The organism is Variovorax sp. YR750 (assembly GCF_900109805.1).
Classification (GTDB): Bacteria; Pseudomonadota; Gammaproteobacteria; order Burkholderiales; family Burkholderiaceae_C; genus Variovorax; species Variovorax gossypii.
Genome location: NZ_FOBJ01000003.1, coordinates 498,463 through 513,693 on the forward strand (window position 1 = coordinate 498,463; position 15,231 = coordinate 513,693).

A 15,231-nucleotide genomic window follows, 5' to 3' on the forward strand; every position below is an offset into this window, starting at 1 on the left:
CCGGGCGCCTCAGAGACCGAGCAGCGCGCGGCCTTCGTCGGACAGCAGGTCGTGCGTTTCGGGGTGCGCGCGCATGTAGGCGGCGAACACGGGGCACTGCGGAACGACGCGCAGGCCGCGCTCGCGCGCGGAGGCCAGGCCCGCGAGCACCAGTTGCCTGGCGACGCCCTGCCCTTGCAGCGCCTCGGGCACCAGGGTGTGGACGAAGGTGATGACGTCGCCCGCAAGGGTGTAGATCGCGACCGCGCGCTCGCCTTGCGATGCGAACTCGAAACGGTGCTTCGATGGGTTGTCCTGGACGACGGGGGTAGGAGGCGTGGTCATGAAGATGGTCTCGGGTGGGGAAGGAGGCGTCCGCGCATGCGCCGCGGACGCCACGGACGATCAGCCCTGGATGAACGCCAGCAGGTCGGCATTCACCTGGTCCTTGTGGGTGGTGCAGGTGGCGTGCGGCGCGCCTGCGTAGACCTTGAGCTGGCTGCCCTTGATCATCTCGGCCGCGAGCTTGCCGGTGGCCTCGAAGGGCACGACCTGGTCGTCGTCACCGTGGATCACGAGCGTGGGCACGTCGATCTTGGCCATGTCGGGGCGGAAGTCGGTTTCCGAGAACGCGGTCACGCAGTCGATGGTGGCCTTGATCGAGGCCTGCAGCGCGATCTGCAGGGTCTGCTTGAAGACGCCCTGCGACACCTTGGCGCCGGGACGATTGGTGCCGTAGAAGAGCGTGCTGAAGTCGTCGAGGAACTGCGGGCGATCGGCGGCCAGCCCGGCGCGGATACCTGCGAACAGCGAGGCGTCGGGGCCCACCGGGTGGTCGGCCGTCTTCATGAACAGCGGCGTCACGGCGCTGATGAGCGCGAGCTTGGCCACGCGAGCGCTGCCCTTGCGCGCGATGTAGCGCGTCACGTCGCCGCCGCCCATCGAGAAGCCCGCGAGGATCACGTCCTTCAGGTCGAGCTTCTCGATCAGCTCGGCGATGTCGTCGGCGAAGGTGTCGTAGTCATAGCCTGTCCACGGCTGGCTCGAGCGGCCGAAGCCGCGCCGGTCGAATGCGATCACGCGGTAGCCGCGTTCCGCGAAGAACAGCATCTGGGCATCCCACATGTCGGCGCTGAGCGGCCAACCGTGGCTGAAGAGAATGGGCTGGCCCGAGCCCCAGTCCTTGTAGTAGAGCTCGGTGCCGTCGCGCAGTGTGAGAGTTGTCATGGTTTTCAGTGAAGTGAAGTGAAGTGAAGTGAAGTGAAGTGCGGGGAAAGAAGGGAGGAAAGAAAGTCTTTCCTCGAGTCCGGCGGTAGCCGCCGGAGAAAGTCAGAGCGCAAGAAAGTGATGCACCTCGGGCTTGTCCGGCCCGATGTGGAAGCGCAGCACGTCGCTCTGCAGGTCGGCGTCGGCATGCGACACCCGGTGGTGCTGGCGCAGATGCTCCGCCCACGACTCGACCAGGAACCACTCCATCACCCGCTCCGGGTCGGCCGTGTGCTCGTGCACGCCCCAGGCGTAGGCGCCATCGCGGCGGCGCTCCAGGGACAGGCGCTTCATCGCATCCAGGAACGCAGGGCGGTCCTCCTTGCGGACGCGGTACTCGACCTGGATCATCACCGGCCCGCGGTCGTGCGCCACCGGCTCGGCCAGCAGCGGCTCCGGCCAGTGGTTCGAGGCCTGCAGGTCGGCCTCGCCGGCCGGCAGCCGCACGCGGTGGAAGACCAGGCCCGCCACCACCAGCCCCACGGCGCCGGCCACCAGCGTCATCGGCACGCCGACCTGCTGCGCCACCAGGCCCCAGCCCAGGCTGCCGGCCGCCATCGCGCCGTTGAACACCGTCAGGTACACGGCCAGGCCGCGCCCACGCACCCAGTTCGGCAGGATCGACTGGGCCACGCTGTTGAGCGTGGTCAGCGCCACGATCCAGCCCAGGCCCAGCACCAGCAGCAGCGCCACGGCCAGCCACTTGGGCGGCGCGAAGACCAGCGCACCCATCACCGCGGCGGTGAGCAGCGAGGCCAGCAGCATCATCCCGTCGGCATCGAGCCGGGCACGCAGGCGCGGCATCACCAGTGCGCCGCCGATGGCGCCGGCGCCCACCGCGCCGAGCAGCACGCCGTAGAAGCCGGCGCTGCCGCCGAGCATCTGGCGCGCCACCAGCGGCAGCAGCGCCCACACCGAGCTGGCGAACAGGAAGAACACCGCCGCGCGCAGCAGCACCACGTGCAGCTCCTTGCTGGCGCGGGTGTAGCGCATGCCGGCACGGAAGGCGCCCAGGAAGTTCTCCGAAAGCGCGGTGTCTCCAGCCGGCGGACGCTTCCACCACAGCAGCGCCGCGATCACGAACACATAGCTCAGCACGTCGATGCCGTAGGTGGCCGCCGCGCCGAAGCTCGCGAGGATGAGCCCGCCCGCCGCCGGCCCGATGGAGCGCGCGATGTTGATGCCCAGCGAATTGAGCGCCACGGCACCCTTCAGGTCGGAGCGCGGCACCAGCTCGGGCACGATCGACTGCCAGGTGGGCCCCATCAGCGCCGCGCCGATGCCGCCCACGAAGGTCAGCGCGATCAGGTATTCCACCGTGAGCGCGCCGGTGTGCGAGAGCACCAGCAGCGTGCCGCTCACCGCCGCCAGCACCAGTTGCACGAAGATCAGGAAGCGCCGCCGGTCGAGGATGTCCGACAGCACGCCCGCCGGAATCGCCAGCAGGAAGATCGGCAGCGTGGCCGCCGTCTGGATCAGCGCCACCGCCGTCGGGCTGGCCGACAGGTCCGTCACCAGCCACGAGCTGGCCACGTCGCGCATGAAGCTGCCGATGTTGCCGAGCACCGTGGCGGCCCAGAGCACCGCGAAGACCGGCTGGCGAAGAGGCGCGAAGGCTCCCGGTTGCGGAGCCGGCGCTGTTGCGCCGTGCGAGGTATCAGACATGTGCACGCTCCTTCAGGTCGAGCCAGGCGACGAGCAGGAAGCCGCCGACCAGCCCCAGGTGTTCGAAGAAGGAGTTTGCCGCCATGAAGCGCTCCTGCCCGACGGGCATCTGCCAGAAGCGCAGCGCCACGAAAGTCGCCATCAGCGTGAAGCCGGCCAGGGCCAGCGCGCCGAGCCAGCGCAGGCGGCCGGTGAGGATCATCGCGGCGGCGCCGAGCTCCAGCACGATCACGGCGATCGCCATCGGGACGGCGGGCGAGAGGCCGAAGTGGTTCATCTCGGCAATGGCCGCCGGGAAGTCGAAGGCCTTCTGCAGGCCGCCCTGCAGGTAGGCCGCGCACAGCAGCAACAGGGCGATCCAGCGCAGCAGGGGTGTGGTTGTCCAGCGCATCGTCATCCTCACACCGCCCAGCATGCGCAGCCGAGTGCGCCCCAGAAGCTCTTCAGGTCGCCAACGGGCAGCTTGCTGCTCCAGGCCGTGGCGTGGCTGTGGCCGTGCACGTTGCAGTTGTTGGCGCAGCCGCAGGACATCGCAGCGTTGCGCATCACCTTCTGCAGCGGCGCGCCTTCCTTCTTGTCGGCCCAGCCGGCATAGCCGCCGAAGGTGCGCGCGGGCGACCAGTCGGGCATGGCCGGGGGCACCGAGCCCTCGTCGTGCGAGGCGAAGACACCGGCGCCGTAGACCACCTTGCCGCCCACCATCGTCAGCAGCGCGGTCGTATCGGCGATGTCCGATTCGGGGCAGGCGAAGAAGTCGCGGTCGGGCACCACCAGGTCGGCGAGCTGGCCGGCCTGGATGCGGCCCTTCTTGCCCTCCTCGTTCGAGAACCACGTGACGTTCTCGGTCCACATGCGCAGCGCCTGTTCGCGGTCGAGCAGGTTGCGCTGCGGCGTGATCTGCAGACCGCCCACCGTCTTGCCCGTGACCAGCCACGACAGCGACACCCACGGGTTGTACGAGGCCACCCGCGTCGCGTCGGTGCCGGCCGAGACCTTCAGGCCGCGCTCCAGCATGCGCTTGACCGGCGGCGTGGCCTCTGCAGCGACGGCGCCGTAGCGCTCCACGAAGTATTCGCCCTGGTAGGCCATGCGGTGCTGCACGGCCACGCCGCCGCCCAGCGCGGCGATGCGGTCCATCGACTTCTCGGAGATGGTCTCGGCATGGTCGAAGAACCAGTTCAGGCCGGCCAGCGGCGTATCTTTATTGACCTTCTCGAACACGTCGAGCGAACGGCTGATGGTCTCGTCGTAGGTGGCATGCATGCGCCAGGGCCAGCGGTTCTGCGCCAGGATGCGCACCACGCCTTCGAGGTCGCCTTCCATCTCGGGAGCCATCTCGGGGCGCGGCTGGCGGAAGTCCTCGAAGTCGGCGGCCGAGAACACCAGCATCTCGCCGGCGCCGTTGTGGCGGAAGTAGTCGTCGCCCTGCTTGTATTTGGAGTTGGCGGTCCAGTTCAGGAAGTCTTCCTTTTCCTGCTTGGGCTTCTGCGTGAACAGGTTGTAGGCCAGGCGGATGGTGAGCTGGCCGTCGTCGGCGAGCTTCTGGATCACTTCGTAGTCGTCGGGATAGTTCTGGTTGCCGCCGCCCGCGTCGATGGCACCGGTCACGCCCAGGCGGTTGAGCTCGCGCATGAAGTGGCGCGTGGAATTGAGCTGGTAGTCGAAGGGCAGCTTCGGGCCCTTGGCCAGCGTGGCGTAGAGGATGGCCGCGTTGGGCTTGGCCAGCAGCAGGCCCGTGGGGTTGCCGGCGCTGTCGCGCACGATCTCGCCGCCGGGAGGCGCGGGCGTGTCCTTGGTGTAGCCCACTGCGCGCAGCGCGGCGCCGTTGAGCAGCGCGCGGTCGTACAGGTGCAGGATGAAGACCGGCGTGTCGGGCGCCACCGCGTTCAGCTCCTCGATGGTCGGCAGGCGCTTTTCCACGAACTGGTGCTCGGTGAAGCCGCCCACCACGCGCACCCACTGCGGCGCCGGCGTGATCGCCACCTGCCGCTTGAGCATGTTCATGGCGTCGGCCAGGCTGCGCACGCCGTCCCAGCGCAGCTCCATGTTGAAGTTCAGGCCGCCGCGGATGATGTGCAGGTGGTTGTCGATCAGCCCCGGCAGCACGCGCTTGCCCTGCAGGTCGATCACGCGGGTGGCGCCGCCGGCCAGCGGCAGCACGTCTTCGGCGCGGCCCACGCGGGTGAAGCGGCCGTCCTTGATGGCCACGGCGTCGGCCACCGGGTTGGCGCGGTCCAGCGTGGTGAAGCGGCCGTTGTGCAGGATCAGGTCTGGGGTTGCGGTGTTGGTGGTCATGGTGTCGGAGAAAGAGGCGACCGCGAGGCCGGGGGCTGCGAGGGTGGCGCCGAGCGCTCCGAGGAGGCGCCGGCGGCTGGGGTCTGCGGACGGGTTCATGCGTCGCGCTTTCCGGAGGACGGGGCCTCGGCGGTGTTCGCGCCCGCCGGCTGCGCGCACTTCGGCAGTTCGCCGAACACGTGCGGCTTGACCTGGTGGTGCAGCCACGAGGTGGCCACCGTGTCGGGCTTGATCACGCTCTTGATGAGCGGCGGGATCTGCTCGCCGAGCAGGATCCCGAGAAGCCCCACCAGGGCGATGACCGGCGGCGCCGGCGAGCGCACCTGGAAGAGTGCGTAGATCGCGCCGACCAGGAGGCCGAGCGCGAGCGACAGGACATAGGGCTTCATGATCTCGTCGGCCTCGGTGTTGTCGATCAACCCTCGTGCGCGCCGAACATGGTCTTGGCGTAGGTCACGCCCAGGCCGTAGGCGCCGCCCACCTTCTTCGCGATGCCGGTGGTCAGCTCGTAGGTCTCGCCGCGGGCCCAGTCGCGCTGCAGCTCGAGCAGGTATTGCAGCGAGGTCATCGGTTGCGCGCCGGCCTGCACCATGCGCTCCATCGCGCGGTTGTGCGCCTCGGTCGACACGTCGCCGCAGGCGTCGGCGATCACGTACACCTCGAAGCCCTGGTCGAGCGCCGACAGCGCCGGGCCGACGATGCACACGCTGGTCCACAGGCCAGCCAGCACGATGCGCGGCTTGCCGATCTGGTTCACGCGCTCGATCACGGCGGCGTCTTCCCAGGTGTTCATCGAGGTGCGGTCCAGCATCTTCTGGCCCGGGAAGGCGTCAGTGATCTCGCTGAACATCGGGCCCGAGAAGCTCTTCTCGGCCACCGTCGTGAGGATGGTCGACACGCCGAAGCCGGCCGCCGCCTGCGCCACCAGCGCGGCGTTGTTGCGCAGGTTCACGGCGTCGATGGAGTGCGTGGCGAAGGCCATCTGCGACTGGAAGTCGATCATCACCAGCGTGTGGTCGCTGGGGGTGAGCAGCTTGGCGCCGGCGGTGGGGGTGGCTTTGATGAACATGTGAAAAACTCCTATGGGTTGGTTGAATGTTCGATCTGATTCACAATCGCTTCCGGAGAGAAATCTCCTTGGCATGGAACGAATCATCGTGGGCCCAGAGGCCGTCATCGACGAAACTTTTCATATTCAACGTTCGAATTTTTCGAACATAGATTTTCCACCCTCCACGGGCCATCGCATGCTCAAGCTCAGCCTGGAAGCCATCGAGATCGTCGATGCCATCGCGCGCCACGGCTCCTTCGCCGCGGCTGCCTCGCATCTGAACAAGGTGCCCTCCACCATTTCCTACGCCGTGGGCAAGCTGGAGGAGCAGCTCGGCATGCTGATCTTCGAGCGCAACGGTCCGCGCGTGAGCCTCACCGCCGCCGGGGAAGAGATGCTCAAGGAAGGCCGCTGGCTGCTCGGCGCCGCGAGCGACCTCGAATCGCGCATGCGCCAGATCGCCACCGGCTACGAGTCGGAGATCCGCCTGGTGCACGACTCGCTCATTCCCACGCAGGCCCTCATCGGCGACATCCGCGCCTTCGAAGACCTGCGCTGCGGCACGCGGCTGCGCATCGGCTGCGAGGCGCTCACCGGCAGCTGGGAGGCTTTGCGCGAGGGCCGCGCCGACATCGTCATCGCCGCCGGCGACGGCCCGGCCGGCGGCGGCTACCAGGCCGTGACCGTGGGCAGCCTCGACTTCGCCTTCTGCGTGGCGCCCACACACCCGCTCACGCGCCTGGGCCGGCCGCTGCAGCGCGGCGACCTGCTGGAGTGCAACGCCATCGTGGTGGGCGACAGCGCACGCACGCTCTCGGAACGCACCGTCGGCCTGCTGGCCGGCCAGCCGCGCATCACCGTGCCCTCGATGCCCGCGAAGATCGCCTGCCAGGTGGCCGGACTGGGCCACGGCTTCTTGCCGCGCGCCTGCATCGCGGACGAGCTGAAGCGCGGCACGCTGGTCGAGCTAGCCACCGAGGAGCCGCGTGCTCCCGAAGCCTTCTGGCTGGCCTGGAAGACCGGTGCACAGGGACAGGCGCTGCGCTGGTGGCGCGAGCGGATGAACCGCACGCTGATACCGGCGTTGCTGCCGCGGTCGGCCTTCTGAGTCGATGCGGCGACGCCTTCTGGACCTATCCGGATGCTCTCGGATAGTCGGACACGAAACCGCCAGCCGTCGGATATCTCGTAAAGAACCACATGGAAGTCTCGTCATCCAGACGGATGCAGAACAGCTTCTCGTCGAGATCGATCAACCTCAGCCCGTAGGCGTAGATCTGCTCTTCGACATCGTCGAGCAGCGAAAGCACGCCGTCGTCGACGAGGCCGTTGTACTCATCGATGAGCGCGACCAGCTCTTGCGGAAACCGGTTCTCGAGAACCCGGGCGGAGAAACAGTACGGGATGTCTTCGTCGGCCCTGTAGTCGATGACGGCAAAGACCTCTCCGTGCTTCGACACGATACGGTCGATCATCGACTCGGCCTTTGCAGGGCGCTCAGCCCGCCGCGCGCAACTTGTCCAGCGCCCGGTCGAGAAACGCGAGCCGGTCCTGTCCCCAGAAGCGCTCGCCGTTCAGGATGAAGGTCGGCGCGCCGAACACGCCCGCCTCCACCGCTTCGGCGCTGTTGGCGCGGTACATCGCCAGCACCTCGGCCGACTGCTCCATCGCCTGAAGCGAGGCGCCGTCGTAGCCGTTCTCGTCGGCCACGGCGATGCGCACCTCGGCCTTCGAGGTGTCGCGCTCCTCGGCCCACAGCGCGCGAAGCAGCGCGTGCGACAGCGGTTGCGCGTCGAGGCCCTTCAGCTGGGCGGCGATCACCATCCAGCCCGGGTACTTGTTCCAGTTCGGATCGGTGGGCGCGCCCTTCGGGTAGTGCGCGGGCTCGAGGTTCATCGGCATGCCGAGGTAGTCGCTCCAGCGCGCGAGCTCGAGCGCGTGGTACGTGCGGCGCGGCTCGGGGCGCGTCTTCAGCGGAATGCCGCCGGTCTGCGGCACCACGGCCTGGAAGTCGTAGGGCTTGAGCGTGAGCCGCACGTGGTGGCGGCGCACGATGTCTTGAAGTTGCGGGCCGCCGAGGTAGGCCCAGGGGGAGGAGAGGCTGTAGTAGCAGTCGAGCGCGATCATGTTTCGATTATCTTCAGCGCATGCCCGCCCTCGCCGCGCCTTCCACCCTTCTCCCCTCGGGGTCTGCGCGGGACATGACGGCGCGATGAAGTTCCCGGCCTTTCTTTTCTCGCTGTTCCTCTCCCGGCTCGCCGACCAGATCCTGCTGTTCCTGGTGCCGCTGGTGGTGTTCCAGGTGACGCAGGACGTGGCGTGGTCCGGCTACGCCTTCGCTGCCGAGACGCTGCCGCGCTTTCTGTCGTTTCCCGTCTGCGGCGCGCTGTGCGACCGGGTGTCGCCCCTGAAGCTGCTGCGCGGCAGCCAGATTCTTCGCGCGCTGATCTGCGTGCTCGGCGTGCTGGCCAACGAGGCCATCGGCGGCATCGGCTGGCTGGTCGGCCTCTCGGCGGTGTGCGGCGTGCTCACCACCCAGGGCGTGATGGCCCGCGAAGTGATGCTGCCGCAGATCGCCACGCAGCACGGCTTCGACAAAGTGCTGGCCTATGCGCAGACCGCCGAGCAGACCGGCACCGTGCTCGGCCCGCTGGTGGCAGCGGCCCTGTTCGCGCTGTGGCCGTGGCAGGCGGTGGTCGGCGCGGCCGCAGGTTTCTTCCTGCTGGCCGACGTCGCCACTTCGTACTGGCGCCGAGGCAACTCCGTGCAGCTGCACCAGCCGCAGGGCGCGCCGGGCCACTTCCTGCAGCCCATCGTGACGGCCCTCGGCCACGTGCTGCGCCTGCCAGGGCTGCTGCGCCTGACCATGCTCACCTCCGGCGTCAACCTGATGCTCGGCACCACGCTGGCATCCGCCGCCGCGATGGTCACCGGCCTGCACCAGCGCTCGGCCACCTACTACGCCGGGCTGCAGACGCTCGGGGCCGTCGCCACCATCGCGATCCTGCTGGCGATCATCCGGGGATCGATTCCGCTCAGGCGCATGGGCGTCACCGCCTACGCGTTGATACTGGCCGGCGGCCTGCTCACCGCCGCGAGCACCAGCCACTGGGGCTATGCGGCCGGCTTCCTGCTGGTGATCGGCTTCGACAAGATGTTCAGCATCTACATCCGCATCCACCGCCAGCGGATCATTCCGGCGCAGGACTACGGCAAGACCACCGGCGTGATCGTGCTGCTGAACAACCTGACACAGCCGCTGGCCGGGCTGATCGTCGGCGCGTTCGCGGATGCGACGCAGACGCGCGGGGTGATCTTTGCGGTGTGCTTGCTGGTGGGGGCGATCGGTGCTGTTTCAGCCGTGGTCGCCCGCAGGAAGACCGGCGCCACGCAGGCCTGACCGCCTTTCCACTCAGGACGCCTTCCAGAAGATGTAGTCGGCCTGGTACTGCACGACCTGTTTCTGGCCCTTGGTGGCCGGCGTGCACGGCACGTTCGCCGGCGCCACACCGCCCTGCAATGCCACGCGCTGGATGTAGGTCACGCCCGTCATCGCACCGGTGCCCACGGCCGGATTCGCCTTGACGAGCTGGAACGGCAGGCTCGTTGGCCCCGAAGGCGCCACCGCCAGCTGCGTGGCCGTGAGCTTCGAGCCATCGTTCGACTCCCAGGTGGCCGGCGGGCCGTAGTACTTGCCGACCTGCTTGCCGCCGCGGTCCCACAGCTTGGCGTCGGGGCCGACGAACACCCATTCGGTCTGGCCGGGCGCATTGGCCTTGTCGCGGCACTCGTAGGTGATGTCGCCCTTGCCCACGGTTTCCATGGCGACCTTGTTGCCGGCCGGCACCTGGATCGTCGGCGGAAGGCTCGACTGGTTGAACGCTGGGGCCATGGAGCCTGAAGACATCGAGCCGCATGCGGTTACGAGCACGGCAGCGGCCGGGACGACGCCGAGCGCGGCGATGAGACGGGTGGTGTGCATGAGGGTTCTCCTGGTTGTAGATGGGTAGACGGACGGCAGCAGCTCCTCGCTGCTGGGGCGTTTACGCACTGGAGAGGGGTTCGGATGCAGCGGGGGGATTTCACCTTTTTGTTGTGGGGGTAAGGCCCGCACAAATCGAATGCGAGTCGGGCCGTGAAATACGAGCGGAGGATTGACGATAGACAACAGTGATTTCCGGCGTTGGCGCGTACACCTCTCGGGTCATCAACTCAACAGGGGTACTGAATGGATCGAGAACTTCACGGCATGAGTCGCAGGCACCGTTTTGCAGCGTGCAAACCCGGCTTGCGGCTTTTGACTGTCGCCCTCGCGATGTCGGCCGCTTCCTTCGCTCACGCATGCAGCCCGATCAAGGCCGCCTACGTGTACTTCGAAAAGAACTCCGCCTCTGTGTCCGCCGCACGGGTGTCGAAACTGGCGCACTGGATGACGGATCTTCGGGTGATGTATCCGAACCATGGGTCCATCACCCTCCACGCGATGACCGAGCCCGGGGAGCATCCATCCAATAGCCTGGGAATGGAACGTGCACACAACGTCGCCCGTGTTCTCAGGGACAACCTTGGACTTGAAGAGGCGAAGGTCCGGCTCCCTGAGCGGTCCCATGTGGTCGCGCCTTCTTCGTCAAAGAACCTGAGAGGAGAGAAGCAGCAAAGCGTGCTTGGCGTGGACGTCGAATTCCTGCCGGCATGTCCGCACGAATGCCCTTGTCAAAGGGACGACCCGCTTTACAAGCCGCCTTCGCCGCGATGAGGAAAAAGCGCTACATAGAGAGACGCGTTCTTCCAATCAAAACGCCGATGCCCGTGAAAAATTTCTAGGCGGCTGACACTAGTCCACAGTGTCAACACTGACATCCTTCTACAACTCCCGGACACAACAGGGAGGTTTCAGGATGATGCGCAAATTTCTCGTAGTCGGCGATCCGCCGACTACCGGCGGCCGAGTGTTGCCTTACGACGGCCCGATGATCGATATGCACGGCCATCGAGTCGCCTTGATCGGAGGCAGGGCCTACTGCGAAGGCTGCAACGGCATTGGCATCATCGCCAAGGCCGGAGGGCCACGGCGTCCGCAGTTCATAGCGGAGATAGCACTGGAGGGCGACGTAGTCGTGTGCCAATGCCCGGCCCCCCAACCGATCATCTCCGCGCAGCCGCATTCAGCAGAGTACGACGACGGCGCTCACACCGCGCACGCGGGTTTGAACAGCAATCTGATCGCATCGCCAGGATGGTTTTCTGGAGATCCCGAGACGGTTGCTGCAAGCAAGAAGCTGGTTGATGCCGTCGTCAAGCATCCTCGCGAAGCCGAGCAGACGGAAAAAATCTGCCCCAACATGACCAACAAGCAGTTCTGCGACAAGATGCTGGAATTGCGAGACAAGGCAATCTATCTCATTGCGCAGAAGCGCCTCCCCGAGTTGGAACGCTGGAATGGCGATGACATTTCGAGGGTAGAAGAGTGGTTTGGTGTCGCAGACCACTCAATGCGGGAATACCTACGGAAAGGCTTGGCATCGTGCGAAAGCGTGCTGAAAGGGATGACCTGCAAGAACTTCATTCGGCTTACGCCTGAAGGGAAAGGGCTCAGCTGCATCGTGCCCAAGTATGACGATGAGACGATTGCAATGGTTTGCAAGCCGGATCTTGCAACGCGAACCATCGCAATCAATATCCCGTTTTGCGATCTGCGAGACCTTTCCGCAACTCATGATTCACAGCTCTCGACGCTCATCCACGAAGTAACGCACTTCGACGACACTTTTAGCAGCCTCGATACGCTTTATCACTTGAGCCAATCTCGTGCGGCAGCAAGACGCGACCCAGCGGGAATGAAAAGAAACGCGGACAGTATTGCCGGCTATGTTGTGTGGGGTGAGGTCTTCTATGCGAGCTAAGTGGCTTCTGATACTGACTCTGGTCGCAGCTTGCAGCCACGTCGCGGCATGTCAGCGAATCATTCAGATCACTTTGACGTTTGCAGATGGTTCTGCTGAACTCGATCAGGCCCAGATCGAACGGCTGATGGGTTGGGTCAGTCGTGCCGACGCGATGTTCGCAATTTATGAAAGTGCCGGCGTAGAAGCTGGAGCGACTGTCAAGTTGCCGAGCAGAACATCGGAAGACGCGATGCGGCTCGCAAGAGTGCGAGCCGACAACACGACGCGTGCGTTGACGGGCCTCTTTCCCGTGCCCATCAAGGTCGAGCAGTTTTCGCATAGCTACCGAGAGAGAAAGAGTACAGACTCTGAGGTCAACGACTTCGCGGCGATACAGCTTTATCCGAACCTCAAGACCTCGAAGCTGCCAGGGTGCAATCCCGGCCGACCGGATGGTTTGGAGCGCTGATGCAAGACGGGTCGACCTGCCCTGCAGGTCGACTAACTCCGCTTGAGGCCCACCCCCTGTGCCACCAACGTCAACACAGCAAACCCGAGAATCACCCACACCCCCGCATAGAGCATCCCCAACTCCGTCCCAGGCCCAATCGCCGCAGTCAGCACCGCCAACCCGCAAGCCCCACCCACCTGCAGCGAGCTGTTCAGCAGCCCAGCCGCCAGCCCCTGCTCATCGTCGGCCACGCCGTTCGTCCCCGCCACCATCAGCGCCGAGATGCTCAGCGCGAACCCCAGGCCCCACAGCACCGAAGCCGGCAGCAGCACGCCCCACAGGTCGGGCTCGGGCCCGATGCGCAGCATCAGCAGGTAGCACGGCACGAATGCCAGCAGGCCGACCATCAGCACGCGCGTTACGCCGAAGCGGCTGATGAGCGCGCCGATCTTCGGGCCGATCACCACCACCATCAGGCCCGCCGGCAACAGCACCAGCGCCATCTGCCACGGCTTCCAGCCCTGGATGTTCTGCAGGTACAGCGCGATCAGAAACTGGAAGCCCATCGCGCCGCCGTACAGCAGCGCGGCGCTGATGTTGGCGGCCACCAGTCCGCGGTTGCGAAAGATGCCCAGCCGCACCAGCGGCTCTTTCACCGTGCGTTCGATGACGACGAAGGCCACCAGCAGCGCCGCGGCCACCGCGAAGCCGATGACGGTGCGCGGTGACGACCAGCCCGCCTCTTCCACCGACACCACGGTGAACACCATCAGCAGCATGCCCGCCACCAGCGTGACGGCGCCGCCGATGTCGAGGCGCGGCCGCTGCTGCCCTTTCCCGCGCGGCGCATCGGGCGGCAGGTAGCGCAGCGCGGCCAGCAACAGCAGCACCGCGACCGGAATCGGCAGCACGAAGATGTAGCGCCAGTTCAGCGCCGCCAGCAGCCCGCCGATGAGCAGGCCCGACGAGTACCCCGAGGCCTCGAACAGATTGAAGATGCCGAAGGCCTTGTTGCGCGCCGGCCCTTCGGCAAAGGTGGTGGTCAGCAGCGACATCGCGGCCGGCCCGGTGAAGCCCGCCGCCATGCCTTTGACGAAACGCGAGACGATCAGCAACCCCGCGTCGGTGGCGAAGGCGCCGCCCACCGACACCAGCGCGAACACCGCCAGCCCCGTCACCAGCACGCGCCTTCGGCCGAACAGGTCGGCGCAGCGCCCGCCCAGCAGCAGAAAACCGCCGAAGGCCAGGATGTACGCGCTGACCAGCCACTGCGCTGTGGCCGCGCCGATGCCGAAGGCATGCTGGATCTCGGGGATTGCCACCGCGATCATCGAGATGTCGAGCCCATCGAGCAGAATCACGCCGCTGAAGATGAGCAGCGCGATCCACATGCGCGCGGGCCAATGCAGGGGGTCCTTGTTTTTCTCCGTCGCGGCGTCAACAACAACATCAACAACGCCTCCATCGTCAGGGCGCGCGTCGCACGGGTTCAGGCTGGCAGACATCCGATTGCTCCAATCAATCCATGGTTTCTTGATTGGCCCGATCGTCCCGCGCCCGCCCCGCGATGAGAAACGAGTAGTTCTCAACAAACCGTCAAACGGAGCTTGAAGATCGATGGCATCCACGCCGATGACGAACAACAGCAGCAGCAATAGCAGCAACGGCAACAGCCGCATGCTCCCCGGCACCCGCGCCCTGCGCACCTTCGAGGCGGCCGCGCGGCACCTGAACTTCACGCGCGCGGCCGACGAGGTGGGGCTGACGCCCGCGGCCGTGAGCTACCAGATCAAGGAAATCGAAGACCAGCTCGGCGTGGTGCTCTTCACGCGCACCAGCCGCAGCATCCAGCTCACGCCCGCCGGCGCCGTGATGTTCGAGGCCACCGCCGACGCGCTCGACAGCCTGCACCGCGCCGCCGGCCGCGCGCGCAAGCTCACGCGCAGCGCGGCGCACCTGCGCGTGTCGCTCAGCGCGCGCTTCGCCACCAACTGGCTGCTGCCGAGGCTGCCGAAGTTCAGGGCCGCCAACCCGGGCCTGGAACTGAGCTTCGACATCACCGACGAGCTGCGTGACTTCGAGGCCGACGACATCGACATTGCCATCCGCTTCGGCATCGGCAGCTATGAAGGCGCGCGCGCCGACCGGCTGTTCGACACCCTCATCGTGCCCGTGTGCAGCCCCAGGCTCATCGAGACCGGGCCGCCGCTGAACGAGCCGCGCGACCTGCTGCGCCACAACCTCACGCTCTGCTTTGTCGACTGGAAGACCGACACCATGACCTGGCCCGACTGGCGCATGTGGATGGCCGCGGCCGGCGTGGACAGCAACGACATCGACGACAGCCGCCTCGTGGGTTTTACCGATTCGAGCTTCGTGGTGCAGGCCGTGCTCGAAAGCGGCGCCGTGGGGCTGGCCGACCTGGACATGATCGCGGGCGACCTGGCGCAGGGGCGGCTGGTGCGGCTGTTCGACGTCGGCGTGCGCATGGCGCAGCCGTATGCGTACTACCTGGTGTGCCCGCAGGAGAGCAGCGAGGACGCGCGGGTCGTGGCGTTTCGGGAGTGGCTGCTGGGGGAGATGAAAGATCGTGGCGAGGGCCAGCCAGACGGGGCGGCCGCCTGACGATCCTGGCCAGC

17 protein-coding genes are annotated in these 15,231 nt (G+C 66.5%); 6 read left to right on the forward strand and 11 right to left on the reverse strand.

What is annotated here, in order from left to right; translation table 11 throughout:
• Window positions 1-9 precede the first annotated feature (9 nt).
• From BMY35_RS08775 to BMY35_RS08805, 7 genes are all read right to left on the reverse strand, one after another.
• The gene (locus tag BMY35_RS08775) at window positions 10-324 is read right to left on the reverse strand and encodes a GNAT family N-acetyltransferase (protein ID WP_093196983.1); all 315 of its coding nucleotides are present in this window, start codon (window positions 322-324) and stop codon (window positions 10-12) included.
• 60 nt (window positions 325-384) lie between these two features.
• On the reverse strand, window positions 385-1,206 hold the full coding sequence (locus tag BMY35_RS08780) for an alpha/beta fold hydrolase (RefSeq protein ID WP_093196985.1): 822 nt from the start codon (window positions 1,204-1,206) through the stop codon (window positions 385-387).
• A gap of 102 nt (window positions 1,207-1,308) precedes the next feature.
• Complete coding sequence (locus BMY35_RS08785) at window positions 1,309-2,910, reverse strand: MFS transporter (protein ID WP_093196988.1); 1,602 nt, start codon at window positions 2,908-2,910, stop codon at window positions 1,309-1,311.
• Window positions 2,903-3,301: a DoxX family protein gene (locus BMY35_RS08790; protein WP_093197255.1), complete on the reverse strand. Its 399-nt coding sequence runs from the start codon at window positions 3,299-3,301 to the stop codon at window positions 2,903-2,905. The genes BMY35_RS08785 and BMY35_RS08790 overlap by 8 nt, the downstream gene beginning before the upstream one ends.
• Window positions 3,302-3,309: 8 nt before the next feature.
• Window positions 3,310-5,205, reverse strand: a complete 1,896-nt coding sequence (locus BMY35_RS08795) for an amidohydrolase (RefSeq protein ID WP_218152978.1) — start codon at window positions 5,203-5,205, stop codon at window positions 3,310-3,312.
• A gap of 95 nt (window positions 5,206-5,300) precedes the next feature.
• On the reverse strand, window positions 5,301-5,594 hold the full coding sequence (locus BMY35_RS08800; RefSeq protein ID WP_093197258.1) for a DUF1427 family protein: 294 nt from the start codon (window positions 5,592-5,594) through the stop codon (window positions 5,301-5,303).
• Between the two features lie 26 nt (window positions 5,595-5,620).
• The gene (locus BMY35_RS08805) at window positions 5,621-6,274 is read right to left on the reverse strand and encodes a hydrolase (protein ID WP_093196993.1); all 654 of its coding nucleotides are present in this window, start codon (window positions 6,272-6,274) and stop codon (window positions 5,621-5,623) included.
• Window positions 6,275-6,452: 178 nt separating this feature from the next.
• Here BMY35_RS08805 and BMY35_RS08810 point away from each other — a divergent pair, with 178 nt between their 5' ends.
• A complete protein-coding gene (locus BMY35_RS08810; RefSeq protein ID WP_093196996.1) occupies window positions 6,453-7,364 on the forward strand; it encodes a LysR family transcriptional regulator in 912 nt (303 codons plus the stop codon).
• Window positions 7,365-7,389: 25 nt separating this feature from the next.
• Here BMY35_RS08810 and BMY35_RS08815 read toward each other — a convergent pair whose 3' ends face one another.
• Both BMY35_RS08815 and BMY35_RS08820 read right to left on the reverse strand, forming a co-directional pair.
• On the reverse strand, window positions 7,390-7,731 hold the full coding sequence (locus tag BMY35_RS08815; protein ID WP_093196999.1) for a hypothetical protein: 342 nt from the start codon (window positions 7,729-7,731) through the stop codon (window positions 7,390-7,392).
• Window positions 7,732-7,753: 22 nt separating this feature from the next.
• The gene (locus tag BMY35_RS08820) at window positions 7,754-8,383 is read right to left on the reverse strand and encodes a 2-hydroxychromene-2-carboxylate isomerase (protein WP_093197001.1); all 630 of its coding nucleotides are present in this window, start codon (window positions 8,381-8,383) and stop codon (window positions 7,754-7,756) included.
• Window positions 8,384-8,468: 85 nt separating this feature from the next.
• On the opposite strand from BMY35_RS08820, the gene BMY35_RS08825 reads away from it, so the two are divergent.
• A complete protein-coding gene (locus tag BMY35_RS08825; protein ID WP_093197002.1) occupies window positions 8,469-9,656 on the forward strand; it encodes an MFS transporter in 1,188 nt (395 codons plus the stop codon).
• A gap of 12 nt (window positions 9,657-9,668) precedes the next feature.
• On the opposite strand, the gene BMY35_RS08830 is transcribed toward BMY35_RS08825, so the two are convergent.
• Entirely contained in the window at window positions 9,669-10,238 is a 570-nt protein-coding gene (locus BMY35_RS08830; RefSeq protein ID WP_093197004.1) for a DUF3455 domain-containing protein, read from the reverse strand.
• A 246-nt stretch (window positions 10,239-10,484) separates the two neighbouring features.
• Between BMY35_RS08830 and BMY35_RS37605 the strand changes: the two genes are divergently transcribed.
• From BMY35_RS37605 to BMY35_RS37610, 3 genes are all read left to right on the forward strand, one after another.
• Window positions 10,485-11,012: a hypothetical protein gene (locus BMY35_RS37605; protein WP_143080661.1), complete on the forward strand. Its 528-nt coding sequence runs from the start codon at window positions 10,485-10,487 to the stop codon at window positions 11,010-11,012.
• A gap of 142 nt (window positions 11,013-11,154) precedes the next feature.
• Entirely contained in the window at window positions 11,155-12,159 is a 1,005-nt protein-coding gene (locus BMY35_RS08835; RefSeq protein ID WP_093197006.1) for a M35 family metalloendopeptidase, read from the forward strand.
• A gap of 73 nt (window positions 12,160-12,232) precedes the next feature.
• Window positions 12,233-12,610: a hypothetical protein gene (locus tag BMY35_RS37610; protein ID WP_143080662.1), complete on the forward strand. Its 378-nt coding sequence runs from the start codon at window positions 12,233-12,235 to the stop codon at window positions 12,608-12,610.
• Between the two features lie 32 nt (window positions 12,611-12,642).
• Here the strand turns inward: BMY35_RS37610 and BMY35_RS08840 are convergent, their stop codons facing one another.
• On the reverse strand, window positions 12,643-14,271 hold the full coding sequence (locus tag BMY35_RS08840; RefSeq protein WP_256228266.1) for an MFS transporter: 1,629 nt from the start codon (window positions 14,269-14,271) through the stop codon (window positions 12,643-12,645).
• On the opposite strand from BMY35_RS08840, the gene BMY35_RS08845 reads away from it, so the two are divergent.
• Window positions 14,225-15,217: a LysR substrate-binding domain-containing protein gene (locus tag BMY35_RS08845; protein WP_093197010.1), complete on the forward strand. Its 993-nt coding sequence runs from the start codon at window positions 14,225-14,227 to the stop codon at window positions 15,215-15,217. The two genes, BMY35_RS08840 and BMY35_RS08845, sit on opposite strands and share 47 nt — an antisense overlap.
• Window positions 15,218-15,231 lie beyond the last annotated feature (14 nt).